Raw genomic sequence first — 12,512 nt, 5'->3', positions numbered from 1 at the left:
GCCGCTGGGCTTTCGTTAGGTACTGAGCAGGGCTAACCCGGTGGCGCAGGGGGAAACGGTCAGGCAGTGGGCGAAGGAAAACTACCCGAACCTGCGGTTTATTTTCTCGCCGGAATTTGTGGTCGCGAACGGCGGGGCGGACATCACCTACCTGTTTGCGGACAGCGTGGATGATGGTTCAACCGCCACCAATGCCACACTCTTGCAGGTGGTGCCCGTCAAATATCAATTGTTGGGTTCGGAAAATGGCATCAAAGGCTATCTGGAAGATGCCACCAACGCGACTGCCGGTATTTTCGTGACCCGTCCGTGGGCGATCACCCGTCTGACTGGGATTTAATTTCTGCCCTCGTAAGGGGGTATCCGATTTGTTTATTTAAGGCAGGAGTCTCTTCATGTCTCAATCACTCTATATCTATTGCACCCTGTCCAACGACCAGAACTACGCCGTGCGTGATGGTGCAGTGTTTATTCACGGACGGGCTAATATCATGACCAAAGCCATGCATACCCCGCGTGGGCGCGTGACCGAAGTCAGTGCTAAACAATACGCTCAGCTCAAAGATAATCATGTCTTTAAGCTGCATAAAGAAAACGGCTTTATCTCAGTCGAGAGCCGCAAAACCGAACCGGAAAAAGTGGCCACCAATATGGAAGCCAGCGATCAGTCTGCGCCAGATACACCAGAATCACTGGAAGCGGAAGGTAACGACGCACCGAAAATCAATAATAGTAAGGGCAAATAATCATGGATACGAGCACATTTCCTCTCAAATCATTCCGTGTGCTCCGCCCACAATTCAATGCGGTGCCCGATGATGACGTATTAATTATCGCCCAATCCGCCTTGAATTACTTTTCCCCTTGTCGCGGTGTCTGCACCCATGAACTGTGGCAATTGGTAGTGGCCCATATGCTGGACTTGCGCCGGTTAATGGCACAGGGCGAATCGCCAACAGGCGTTGTCACGGCTGCAACCATCGGCAGCGTCAATGTTAGCTTTACCGCGCCGCCTGTCGGCTCGAATACCTCGCACTGGTTTAACTTAACGCCGTTTGGCCAGCAATATCTGGCGCTGCTCAACCGTTGTGGTCGCGCACCGATGTATGTCGGTGGTAGAGGCGAACGGTCGGCCTTTCGCAGTGTCGGGGGGCGTTTCCCCAATGGGGGGCGAACATGGCGATGAATCCGAAACTGGCTCACTTCAAGCGGGTGTATAACGAGCTGGGAAAGAAACAAATTAAGGTCGGTTTCTTTGAACACAGCAAATATCCCGATGGCACACCCATTGCGTATGTGGCCGCGATTCAGGAACTGGGCCATCCGGCAGGCAATATTCCCCCACGCCCCTTTATGCGTCCGGCCATGCAGGATAATCAGGCCAGGTATGCTGATTTGATGATTCGCGCGGCTAAGGCGGCGATTAATGGCACTATTTCCGTATCTGATGGCCTGGCCCAAATTGGCGATGTGGCAGCGGGAGATATTCAAATGGCGATTCGAGCTGTGACCGCACCATCACTGAAAGACAGCACCGTGGCAGCACGGGCAAGGCGTCACAGCAAAGGCAAAGCGACCAATAAGCCACTGGTGGACAGCGGGCTGATGCTGCAAGCCGTGACGTTCAGTGTGGAGGATAAATAATCATGTTCGGCAATTTACAGCGCATCGCGTCGCGCTATATTCCGCAGCAATCCGTGCAGTGGTATCGCTTTCAGTCCAATGAATCAGACGAGTTAGGTCAGAAACAAAGTCATTACCATGATCCTATTACAATTCGCGGTAGCTGGCAGGCCATAGATACACAGGATGTGAAAGAAATGGGGCTGGATACCACGAAAGTGTACCGCAAGTTTTATACCTCGCACTATATCCGCCATATCCAACGGGGCAGATCAGCCGATTTTCTGGTGGTTGCCGGGCGGCGCTATCAGCCATGAGGCGATGCTGAAAATGCTGCGCTATGTGGCGGTCGGAGTGGACGGGCAGGAAATTCTGCTGAAAACCCAGACCCTGATTGATAACCATGTCCCGGACGGCGAAGCGTTGATCTGGCTGGAGCTGGAAATGCTGCGGTATAACACCAGTTTTTTCAGGGCCGACGGGAGCCGCGGTTTCCTCCAATTCCTGCTGGACAAAATCAGCGGTTCACTCCTGTCGATTATCAAAACGCTGATGGGTTCATTGCCGTCATTGTCAGCGCAGGCTACGCCACCCTCACCGAACTCAAAACGTCAATAGATTTGGAAGAGGCGTTTGACCTGTGGGAGATCGTCATCACCAATCGCTATAACGAAGCGCTGGCGGTGTCACAAAAATAGTGTAAGTCATAGTGAAAGTCATACAACATTTATGATTAAATGCGATGACGATATGGACATACTTTAATTTTATAAAGGTATTCAAATGAAAAAATGGTTAGCTATTGCTAGTGCAGCGCTGATTCTTTCTGGTTGTAAGGTTGATATTGAAACGAAAGTGAATACGGATGATTTGACGTCGCCTGAGCATAAAATGGTCAGGGGTGATATTGATATTGAAGTGTCATCCTGTAACGATTATGAAGATTCACGTAAAGAATCAAAAAAACTAATCGAATTAAAACAGAAAGTTCCCACTATTTTTAGAAATGCCGAATACGTGGAATGTTATCGAAAGAAATTTGATTCCTATGCGCATTTCACTGTCCCTGTTGATGTGGGGTTCCATGCGGATAACACTAAATTAGGTAATGCAGATATTTATATCGCATCGACAAAAGATGTTTATGCGGGGGTAATGATTTCGGCTGATACACTTAACAAAGTCAGAAAAGCACAAAAAGAAGCGATGGAGAAATTTGATATCAGAATGAGTGTTATTCTCGAAAGAGGGAAGAAACCTGTACCACCACTGATTAATATGGGATCTTTCCTGACAGGTGCAAAAGCTAAAGATGAGCCGATGTTAGCAGGGTGGATGGGGTTTGCTACGAAGGAATTGAAATTCAGATTGTCAGATGTTTCCAATGCAGCATTAGCTCAAGGAGAATTCGCTCCTATCCTTGTCACACATGAATATTTCGATTTTCCTCAATAGGCTAGAAAATAGTCTGTTCTTGCCTTGATCCAAGACGACAATTATCTCCATACCAAAGCCGCAGAAATGCGGCTTTTTTATTTCTCCAATGTGAGAGGTAGTCATGTCTCTGTTAGATACCTTTGTGTAGGTATTTGAATTTGATACCCGTCAGGCGGATGAGGCGTTTAACCAGTTCCGCCGCTCAACCGATGACATCATTGCGGATATGCGGCGGGTGCAACATGCTGCGGAAGCCGGGGCGGGGGGATTTGGGCATTTTGTTCAGGAGCTGGCTGCAACATTGCAGGACGTATCGGGCGGCGAGTCGTTTGACATTGACGTCAATATCCATGACACACATGAAAAACTCACGTCGGTTCGTACCCAAATCAGCGAACTGGAAAGCGCTATTGCTACCCTTGATAGCCAGCGTGAACAAGCCAGTCAGGGCATGCAGGACAGCGGAGATACGGTGACGTAACTGAATGCGCAGTATGAACAGTTGCAGGGGGAATTAACCTTCCTGAATGGTGAACTCAATAACCTCACGGAGGCCGAAAAAAAGAACGCCAAGGTGAAAGAGTCGGTTGAAGCCATTATGGAATCCCTGCATGCTGACTATGCGCAGTTTATTGAAACTATGCGCACCAAGGGCATTCAGGCCGCCATTGATGAGGCTAAGGCGCAAAGCCATTTACAGCGAATGCTGACCGAGACAGAGGATAAATACAACGCGGCGGGGGAATCGGTGGCAGGATTTGCCACCAAGGCGCTTGGTGCGGTTGGCATTGTCATGAGTATCGGCGGGATTTTTGCGGATGCGGTGTCCCGTTCGCAGGAAATCGAGGCACTGGATAAACTCAGCAAAAAAATCGGCATGGCCACCGACGATGTGGATGCGTTTGGTGGGGCAATGGCGGAACTGGGCGGCTCGCGTGATGCCGCGCAAGCTGACCTTGAAGCCATGTCGCAGGCATTCGGCAAGATCACCAATAAGATGGAAAAAATTCTGGCCACCGCCGATAAAGTGAAGGGCATGAAATTCGATAAGGCCAAAACCACCTTAGCGGGAATGGGGGTTTCGGATGAGAAAACTGTCGAGCTGATGATGAAAGGCCGTAAGGAGTTGGAACGGGTGATGGGTATCCAGAAAGAATATGCCGGCATCACCAAGGAGAGCATCGAAAAGTCCATCAAGTTCAATGCGGCCATGAATAAGTTCAATCAGTCATCGGGCTTGCTCAAAAACAGCTTTCTGGAGATGGTGATCCCCGTTCTCGCCAAAGGCATGGAATGGTTGTCCCAATTCATCGACTTTTGTAAGGATAATAAGAACCTGATTATCGGCTTCTTTTTGGCGGTTGGAATTGCAGTGGCCACGTTTTATGTGCCGCCCATGCTGGCCGCCGCGGCCGCAACCCTTGCCGCGACATGGCCAATACTGGCTATTATCGCCATCATTGCATTACTGGCTGCCGCGTTCGCTATTGTTTACGACGATATTATGAACTTTATCGACGGCAATGATTCGATGATCGGGCGCATCATGGACAAGCACCCGATGGTGAAGAAAGTCATCATGATGCTATGGGAAGCATGGAAGGTGCTGTTTGGCTACCTTAAGACGGCGGTAAAATTTGTTGCTGATGGGGTGGTAGGGGCGTTCAGTTACATGGATCAGAAGATCACGGCATTTATCAACTGGCTGCTGGGTTCGGTGGCTTCCCTGACCGAATGGGGCAGTCAGTTCAGCGGGGTCTTTGACACGGTCTCGGATGCGATGGTGGGCGCGTTTAAATGGATGTGGGAACAGGTCAAGAAAGTCATCGGTTGGATCAGCAACGGGTTGGATGCCGTTTCCAAAGGCATTAGCACAGTGAAAGGCTGGTTCGGTTTTGGCGACGATAGCAAAGTGGAAGTGGTGCAGCGCTCAGTCAATGAAGACGGACAGATAGACGCGAAGCCGCCGAAGTTGGCTCATAAGGAAGACGATAAACAGGCTGTTCGCGCCGATGTAGAAAAACTCAACCGACAGCTGGCTATCGCTGCCCAGAACCCGCTTAATCCGATAACCAGTCAGGCCATCAGCAACCAGTCGCACCAGACCAATGAGACATACAACCAAATTGGGGAAGTTAACATTAAAACGGAAGCGACTGACGCACAGGGCATTGCCAAAGACATGAAAGGCGAGCTGAATAATCAGTTAAAAGACTTGGGTCAGCAAACTGCCACGGGAGTGGAAAAATGATCACCGAAGTGAAAATCTTTAACGTGGACAGCTTCGCCACCGTGTTCGACAGTGCCAGCCCGATACAAATCAGTGTGCGGGATGAGCATAAGGTGACGAAGTTTCAGGTGGAGAACGGCGAAACCCGCAGTGACCACATTGTGGTGGAGGCGGTAGAAATTGGCATGGAACTGTTGCTCACCGGCGAACTGAAAAACAGTTTTTCGGCCATGCAGCAAGCCTACGATACGCATCAACTGGTGGGTATCCAGACACGGGTCAAAACCTACCAGCCGATGATCCTCGTCAACTTCTACCATGATGAAATCTCGGAGATGGCGGACGCGATCAAGCTATCTTTACGGTTCAGAGAGTGGCGCACGGTCGAGCCGGAATACGGTGAACTGCCGCCCCGGAAAGTGGCGAAAAAAAACCAGTCCGGCACGGTCAACCGGGGCAATGTCCAGACCAAGGGCGTTGAGGGCAAGAAAAAATCCGTTGCCACCAAAATCATGGATGGTGAAAGTCTATTCGGAAAAAGTCATAGCGGAGGCAAATGATGCACGAAATCTCGTTACGCGCCATTCCTAACCAGCGGTTGTCAGTGACATTGGACGAGGCCAACTGGGTACTCACGATTAAAGCTGCACGTACCATGATGGTATGCGATATCCAGCGCGATGATGTGATAGTGGTTCAGGGCAGCCGCTTAATCCCCAATACGCCGCTAATTCCTTATACGTACCTCAGCACCGGCAATTTTGCCTTGTTGACCGAAAATCACGAACTGCCCTGGTGGGAACAGTTCGAATCGACCCAAACGTTAATTTACTGGAATCATGATGATCGATCTGCGACGTATCCGGCTGGGGATTGAGGTCAGCGGGCGGCTGAACTGGTATGAAGGCATGCGTATTACGGCCTCCGGCACCAAGTATGCCAATCCCCTGCAAAATGAATGTTCCGTCAATATTGATGGCCTGAGCAGTGACACCTGCGATTTTCTTCTGACCCAAACCAGCCCGTACACCAAAAACAAACAGCCCCGCCGCCTGATACTGGAAGCGGGCCGGGTGAATACGGGGTTGTTCCGGGTGTTTGTCGGCGATATTGTCAGTGCAGAAATTGCCTCACCGCCCGATGTGACCTTAACCCTGAAAGCGAAGACGGGGAACAGCAGCAGCGGTGCCATTGTTTCTTCGTCTGGCGGGGCCATCAAAAAACTGTCTGAGATTGCACAGGGCATTGCCAATGACTGTAAGGTTAAACTGGACTTTCAGGCCACGGATAAAAACATTGCCAACTGGTACTACTGCGGCGCGGCGCTGTCACAAATTGCCCGTTTACAGGAATCCGGTGGCGTGAAAGCCTTTATTGATGACGAAGTGCTGTATGTTAAAGACAGTGATAAATCGCTCAAAAACCGCCTGCGTATCCTGAATATGAAATCGGGCATGGCCGGCATTCCCAAAGCGACTGAAAAGGGTCTTGACGTCAGCTTCCTGATTGACGGCGAATCTTTCCTCGGCGGCATGCTGCGGCTGGACAGCAAACTGAATCAATCCCTCAACGGCGATTACATCATTGAGCAACTCAAGTTTGATATTGCCTCCCACGATGACGCCTTTTTCTATACGGCAACCTGTAAGCGAGCGTAACCATGAATCAACCCAATAGTGATATTGCCAGCGAGGGCAGCCTCGCGGGGCAGTTTATGGCGGCCTTTCGCAATCTGATGTTAAACGTCGAAGACATGTTACCCGCTACTGTAGTGAGTTATGACGACCAGACCAACCGCGCGGTCATCAAGCCGCTGGTGATGATGGCTTCTACCGAGGGGCAGACCATTTCCCGTGCACCGGTGCATAACATCCCGGTGTTTCGTTTTGGCGGCGGGGGCTTCTTTCTGCGTGTGCCTGTCAAGCCCGGTGATTTTGGCTGGCTGAAAGCCAATGATCGCGATATCAGTCTGATATTCCAGCGTGGCGGACAGGAAGATCAGCCCAACACCGCACGGCTGCATTCGTTCAGTGATGCGATGTTCTTTCCCGACACGATTAAGGGTTGGGCGATTGACGGCAACAATCTGGATGCCTTGGTTATCCAGTCGATGGAGGGCTCAGTCTGTTTGTCGTTACACAACAACAAAGCCGTGCTGGAAACGCCCCGTTTTGAGGTGAACGCTCCTGAGACTGTTTTCACGGGCAATGTCACCATCAATGGCAATCATGCGGTGAATGGTAACAGTGACTCCCATGGCGGCACGATGCGCCATAACGGGCGCAATATCGGTGATACCCATCAACACAGCGGTGTTCACACGGGCGATGGCCACACAGGAGAACCATTATGATCAGCTTTGCCGTCGATACCAATAACGATTTGGTGCTGGGCGATGATGGCAACCTGTCACTGTGCAAAAACGTGCAGGCAGTCAGAAACCTGTGCGTCCATTATGCCCGTGCCTTAAGGGGTGAAATGCTGCACAAAGTGGATAAGGGTCTGCCGTACTGGAAAACCGTGTTTGGTCGCCAGGCTGATACTCCGATGTTTGAAGCGGCGTTCCGCGAACGCATGCGTGAAGTGGCGGGGATCGAAGAGGTGGTTTCGTTTGAGGCCACGATTGCGGATAACACACTGCACTATATCGCGGTGATCCGCTCTATTTACGGGAGTTTTACCCTCAATGGCTGATTATCACTATATAACCCGGCAGGGTGTGATGGTGCCGGACACGGCCGATTTGCGTCGTGAGGTGGAAAATGACTTTTACGCCGCATTCGGGCAGGACATCGACTTGTCACCGGAGACCCCGCAAGGCGTACTGGTGACGATGGAAACCGAAAACCGCGACGCGATGGTGCGTAACAATGCCGAACTGGCGAACCAGATTAATCCCGATATCGCGGGTGGGGTGTTTCTGGATGCGATTTGGGCGCTGATGGGCGGCAGCCGTTTTGTGGCCACCCGTTCTTACCTGTCCAATGTCGAATTCGGCGGCGTGCCGGAGACGATTATTCCCAAAGGCGCACAGGCGGAATCGGTCACCGGAGCGCTGTTTGAAACTATCAGCACCCTGATTATCGGCAAGAACGGTAAAACTACGGGGGACATGCGGGCGGTACTGTTCGGTGCGGTGGAATGCAAGGCCGGACACCTTGAGCGGGTAGCCAGTTCCGTGCTGGGCTGGGAAACGGTGAATAATCCCACGCATGCGGTTGTCGGGCGTGAATCGGAATCGGATATCAGCGCCCGGCGAAGACGCAAGCAGACGCTGGCCAAGAACACCGTCAGCGTGGGTGAAGCGATCACGTCTTCGTTATATGCACTGGAAGGGGTGAATTCGCTGTCGTTCCGTGAGAACTATGCACGCAGATTATCACGGTTGATGGCATTAAACTGCTGCCCCATAGCGTCTATGTTTGCGTGGAAGGCGGCGACCGCGAGGAAATCGCCCGTGCGCTTCTTCGTACCAAAACCATCGGGGCAGCGTATAACGGGAAAGAAGTGGTGACCGTGACGGAGCGGGTGAGCGGGCAGGAATATGAGATCCGCTTTGACCGCCCCACGGAAAAAATCACCTTCTGCCGGGTCACGGTGAAAAAGTCCACGATGGATGCACAAAGCCTCATTCCGGCGGCGATTGAGCAATGGGTACGGGGTGAGTAGGAAGGCGATAACGGGCTGGTGGTCGGGCGTGAAGTTTCGCCGTTTGAAATTTCTGCGGCGATCAACAGCCTTGAACCCCGGCTTTTTATCACCAAAGTCGAACTGTCTTTGGATGGTCAGTCGTGGGAAATAGGGACTATTCCGGTCAAACTCAATGAAGTGGCCCGGTTACACCGGGGCTCGGTGCAGGTGGTGATGGTATGAAAATACAGACGCTGGCTTTTCATTCTGACCTGCTGCGGGCCATTCTCTGGCAGTATGAGAACGCCCCGAAGCTGAACACACTGGCCCATCGTAAGGCGGATTATTTTAACCGCAGCACGGTGGCGTTCTGGCAGAACTGGCATCGCGATGTGTTCAATATCGATACCGCCAACGATTTCGGGCTGGCGGTCTGGGCGCGGATTCTGGATGTGTCTTTGGGCATTGATGTTGCCCCCAGTGACAAAACCAAAATGGGTTTTGGCTTCAGCAAGAAACGCAACTTCAAGGGTAACTTCCGGCGCAATGCCGATTATACCCTGATGCTCACCGCTGAACAGAAGCGCTTGATTATCCGTATGCGCTATTTCAATCTGACTCAAAGCCCGACGGTGGTTAACATCAACACCTTTTTAGAACGCTTCTTCTGGCGTGATGGCAGCAAGGTGTTTGTGCTCGACCCGCTCGACATGACCTACCTGTATTACGTTTTCAACTTCAACCCTGATGAGCATCTCCGGGTGTTACTCGAAAACTTTGACCTGATGCCGCGTCCCTCTGGCGTGGGCGTGAAATACCGCGTTGTCACCAAAAAAGCCTTTGGCTTTGGCAAAAAACACACCAACTACTTAAGCAGTAACTTCGGCGCTTAACTCCCTGAGTTTGTGTTTCATTATTGCCCACTGACAAAATAAATTTTATTACTGCAAGACATCTTGTTACATGCCATTCTCAGGGTACAAAAATGCAACAAGATGTATTAATAAACCACTCACCACGACAGACCAGAAAACTCTTTTTCCGTGTTGATAAACCCGATTTTTGATGTTTACGGGCGGAGAAGTCCTACCGCCTTCATATTAATTAGCAATGTACGTTGTTGATGAAATGAGGGGTTATAGATGAATACTCAAAATAATAAGCCAGATAAAACCACGGCTAAAGACGATGCGCTTCCTAAAACAACCTTCAGGGAAGAACAGACTGATACGCTGAACAATACGGCGAATAGCGGGAGCAATGTCTTTGGCTTCGGTTACTACCGCGCTAATTTCTCAAACAGTCATTTCGGAGCTTAATGTCATGACAAAAATCTTTAAAGTTCCCTTTGCGGCGCAAGGGGACAGGGTGTCTATTCCTAATGAAGTCCAGCCAGACGGTGCTGTCTCGTATACTCAGGGCTACGGCTATGATTACGAGCGTGATCAGAATGTCGATCCGACGGCAAGGGATATTGAACGTGAAAAGATGAACGGGATTTTTCACGATATCACGGAAGCGGTAGGGGAAATGCAGACCTTTGGTGCAGCGCAGTGGACAGTCGAGGCCCGGCCTTATCCCCTGCGTGCACTGGTCTACCACAATCAAAAACTCTGGCAGTCTCGCATTGAAAATAACAAGGAAGAGCCAAAGGCTAGTCATGCATGGGTGGAGTTAAAAGCTGACCTGACTGCCGCTGATGTGGGAGCTTATAACAAAGAAGAAGCCAATCAGCGATTCCAACCGTTGGGGAATTATACGCCTGCGGGGCACAGTTACAGTAAGGAAGAGTCGGATAATCGTTTTCAGCCGAAAGGGAACTACCAGCCCGCAGGGAATTATGCGCTTAAGGGGGAGAGCTACATTAAATCGGAATCAGATGATAAATATCAACCCAAGGGGAGCTATTTAGAATCGGGCTATAGTTATTCAAAGAATGAAAGTGATGGCAAATACCAACCGAGAGGCAACTATGCCCCTGCAGGCAGCTACGCCCCGCAAGGAGAAAGTTATACGAGAGGGGAGTCTGATAGCAGATATCAATCCCGTGGAAACTACCAACCTGCCGGGGATTATCAGCCTGCGGGGAACTATGCGGTGAGAGGGGAATGTTATACCAGAAGGGAATCTGATAGCAGATATCTGTCATTTCAAAATAGACAGCCAAAAACGGTTTTATTTAATGTTAGTTTGAATGATAATGATACCGCAAATCTCTCTCAGGATTGTAGAGGGAAAATTATGTGGGTATGGTGTACGGAATCCAATCAAATAGCGCCAGCTCAGACTATTATACCCACAGATAATTATATAGTAAGCGTGCATTTTGGTTATCAAGGTTCGATTGATCTAACGCTAATTAATGGCGGTAGAACTGTCAAAGTTATTTATACGAGAAAAGATACTCGACTATATCGTATAGATATTTGGGATTAGTAGTGCTTTGTCTATATGGACATTTTAATGATGGCTTGTTTATTCAGGCCATGTTTTTTATGCCAACGTTAATATTAGCTCCAAACCGATCACAACAATTCCTCTTAACCGTGTTCATTACCTCAAAGTATTAATCAATGTTTCATTGAACATTATTTATGCAATAAATTTTATTACTACCTTATGTGACATTCTTATGTATAAAGATACAATGTAATAAATTCCTCAAGCACTGATTGAAATACACTTAAATAGACTTTTCCGTATTGATAAACCTAATTTGATGTTTACCGGCGGAGATGTATCTACCGCTTTCATATTATTTAGCAATGTATTTTGTTGATTAGATGAGGGACCTACATGAATACTCAAGATAATAAACCAGATAAGACGACGGAAAAAGATAATGTGCTTCCTGATACTCCAATCAGGGAAAAACAAACTGTCACGCTACACCAAGCCGAAAATGGTGTCAGTAATATCTTTGGCTTTGGTTACTCACATGCCAATTTTTTCAACAGCCACTTCGGAGCCTAATACCATGACAAAAACATTTAAAATGCCCTTTGCAGCTCAGGGAGATAGATTTTCTATTCCTGATGAAGTTCAAGCTGATGGTGCTGTTTCCTATGCACAAGGTTATGGTAGTGGATATGGACTTGATCCAAACGAAGATCCCACCGCAATGAATATTGAACGTGAAAAGATGAACGGCATTTTTCACGATATCACCGAAGCGGTGGGAGAAATGCAGACTTTCGGTGCGGCGCAATGGAATGCTGAGGCACAGCCCTATCCTCTGCGGGCGTTGGTCTATCATAAGCAAAAAAATCTGGCAATCCCGCATTGAAAATAACAAGGAAGAACCCGCAGCAAGTAATAGCTGGATCGAACTGAAAGCTGATCTGACTGCTGATGAGGTGGGTGCCTATAGCAAAGAAGAGTCCAATCAACGTTTCCAACCTTTGGGAAATTACACGCCAGCAGGCTATGGCTACAGTAAAGAAGAATCGGATACTCGTTTTCAACCGAAAGGGAGCTATCAGGCAGCGGGTTATATAGCAGAATCAACATAACCTGACATATTCAATATGCTCCGTAAACAACTCATCAACTGAACATCTTTTTTGCCTCCTTATCGCTTTTGCTCCGCCCC

The 12,512-nt window shown here is 49.4% G+C and carries 19 protein-coding genes and 2 pseudogenes; all 21 read left to right on the top strand.

Features of this window, described 5'->3' with window-relative positions:
* Positions 1-40 precede the first annotated feature (40 nt).
* The 21 genes and pseudogenes from Xvie_RS23385 to Xvie_RS21130 all read left to right on the top strand — a co-directional run bounded on the left by Xvie_RS23385 (position 41) and on the right by Xvie_RS21130 (position 12,432).
* Positions 41-340, top strand: a complete 300-nt coding sequence (locus Xvie_RS23385; RefSeq protein ID WP_244175710.1) for a hypothetical protein — start codon at positions 41-43, stop codon at positions 338-340.
* A gap of 55 nt (positions 341-395) precedes the next feature.
* Positions 396-746, top strand: coding sequence for a hypothetical protein (locus Xvie_RS17440; RefSeq protein WP_086110447.1), 351 nt, complete (start codon positions 396-398; stop codon positions 744-746).
* A 2-nt stretch (positions 747-748) separates the two neighbouring features.
* Positions 749-1,186, top strand: a complete 438-nt coding sequence (locus tag Xvie_RS17435) for a DUF4054 domain-containing protein (RefSeq protein WP_208612612.1) — start codon at positions 749-751, stop codon at positions 1,184-1,186.
* Positions 1,177-1,644 (top strand): hypothetical protein, encoded by a 468-nt coding sequence (locus Xvie_RS17430; RefSeq protein ID WP_244175709.1) that lies wholly within the window; start codon positions 1,177-1,179, stop codon positions 1,642-1,644. Before Xvie_RS17435 ends, Xvie_RS17430 begins: the two co-directional genes overlap by 10 nt.
* A gap of 2 nt (positions 1,645-1,646) precedes the next feature.
* Positions 1,647-1,940, top strand: coding sequence for a phage collar protein (locus Xvie_RS17425; RefSeq protein ID WP_086110445.1), 294 nt, complete (start codon positions 1,647-1,649; stop codon positions 1,938-1,940).
* Positions 1,930-2,241: pseudogene (locus tag Xvie_RS17420) on the top strand (hypothetical protein); the annotation flags it as partial. The gene Xvie_RS17425 and the pseudogene Xvie_RS17420, both read left to right, overlap by 11 nt.
* Before the next feature lie 165 nt (positions 2,242-2,406).
* Positions 2,407-3,078 (top strand): DUF7424 family protein, encoded by a 672-nt coding sequence (locus Xvie_RS17415; RefSeq protein ID WP_086110444.1) that lies wholly within the window; start codon positions 2,407-2,409, stop codon positions 3,076-3,078.
* Positions 3,079-3,286: 208 nt separating this feature from the next.
* Positions 3,287-3,541: a hypothetical protein gene (locus Xvie_RS23380; protein ID WP_244175708.1), complete on the top strand. Its 255-nt coding sequence runs from the start codon at positions 3,287-3,289 to the stop codon at positions 3,539-3,541.
* Positions 3,542-3,562: 21 nt separating this feature from the next.
* A complete protein-coding gene (locus tag Xvie_RS17410) occupies positions 3,563-5,311 on the top strand; it encodes a hypothetical protein (protein WP_244175707.1) in 1,749 nt (582 codons plus the stop codon).
* Positions 5,308-5,850, top strand: a complete 543-nt coding sequence (locus tag Xvie_RS17405) for a phage baseplate protein (RefSeq protein WP_086110443.1) — start codon at positions 5,308-5,310, stop codon at positions 5,848-5,850. The genes Xvie_RS17410 and Xvie_RS17405 overlap by 4 nt, the downstream gene beginning before the upstream one ends.
* Entirely contained in the window at positions 5,850-6,167 is a 318-nt protein-coding gene (locus tag Xvie_RS17400; protein ID WP_086110442.1) for a phage baseplate plug family protein, read from the top strand. The genes Xvie_RS17405 and Xvie_RS17400 overlap by 1 nt, the downstream gene beginning before the upstream one ends.
* Entirely contained in the window at positions 6,133-6,948 is an 816-nt protein-coding gene (locus Xvie_RS17395; protein ID WP_086110441.1) for a baseplate hub protein, read from the top strand. The genes Xvie_RS17400 and Xvie_RS17395 overlap by 35 nt, the downstream gene beginning before the upstream one ends.
* 2 nt (positions 6,949-6,950) lie before the next feature.
* Positions 6,951-7,643 (top strand): Gp138 family membrane-puncturing spike protein, encoded by a 693-nt coding sequence (locus Xvie_RS17390; protein WP_086110440.1) that lies wholly within the window; start codon positions 6,951-6,953, stop codon positions 7,641-7,643.
* Positions 7,640-7,984 carry a contractile injection system sheath initiator gene (locus tag Xvie_RS17385; RefSeq protein WP_086110439.1) on the top strand — a complete coding sequence of 115 codons (345 nt, stop codon included), beginning with the start codon at positions 7,640-7,642 and terminating at the stop codon, positions 7,982-7,984. Before Xvie_RS17390 ends, Xvie_RS17385 begins: the two co-directional genes overlap by 4 nt.
* Positions 7,977-9,163 (top strand): annotated as a pseudogene (locus Xvie_RS17380) (baseplate J/gp47 family protein). The gene Xvie_RS17385 and the pseudogene Xvie_RS17380 overlap by 8 nt, the downstream one beginning before the upstream one ends.
* Positions 9,160-9,813 (top strand): DUF2612 domain-containing protein, encoded by a 654-nt coding sequence (locus Xvie_RS17375; protein WP_086110438.1) that lies wholly within the window; start codon positions 9,160-9,162, stop codon positions 9,811-9,813. Before Xvie_RS17380 ends, Xvie_RS17375 begins: the two are co-directional and overlap by 4 nt.
* A 249-nt stretch (positions 9,814-10,062) precedes the next feature.
* Positions 10,063-10,239, top strand: coding sequence for a hypothetical protein (locus Xvie_RS21705; RefSeq protein WP_167376298.1), 177 nt, complete (start codon positions 10,063-10,065; stop codon positions 10,237-10,239).
* A 4-nt stretch (positions 10,240-10,243) separates the two neighbouring features.
* A complete protein-coding gene (locus Xvie_RS17370) occupies positions 10,244-11,356 on the top strand; it encodes a hypothetical protein (protein ID WP_086110437.1) in 1,113 nt (370 codons plus the stop codon).
* Between the two features lie 360 nt (positions 11,357-11,716).
* On the top strand, positions 11,717-11,893 hold the full coding sequence (locus Xvie_RS21700) for a hypothetical protein (protein ID WP_167376297.1): 177 nt from the start codon (positions 11,717-11,719) through the stop codon (positions 11,891-11,893).
* A gap of 4 nt (positions 11,894-11,897) precedes the next feature.
* A complete protein-coding gene (locus tag Xvie_RS17365) occupies positions 11,898-12,206 on the top strand; it encodes a hypothetical protein (RefSeq protein WP_086110436.1) in 309 nt (102 codons plus the stop codon).
* Positions 12,133-12,432: a hypothetical protein gene (locus tag Xvie_RS21130; protein WP_139838874.1), complete on the top strand. Its 300-nt coding sequence runs from the start codon at positions 12,133-12,135 to the stop codon at positions 12,430-12,432. Before Xvie_RS17365 ends, Xvie_RS21130 begins: the two co-directional genes overlap by 74 nt.
* Positions 12,433-12,512: the final 80 nt, after the last annotated feature.

It is taken from the genome of Xenorhabdus vietnamensis (assembly GCF_002127535.1).
Lineage (GTDB): Bacteria > Pseudomonadota > Gammaproteobacteria > Enterobacterales > Enterobacteriaceae > Xenorhabdus > Xenorhabdus vietnamensis.
This window is presented reverse-complemented; position numbering and strand designations above follow the sequence as displayed.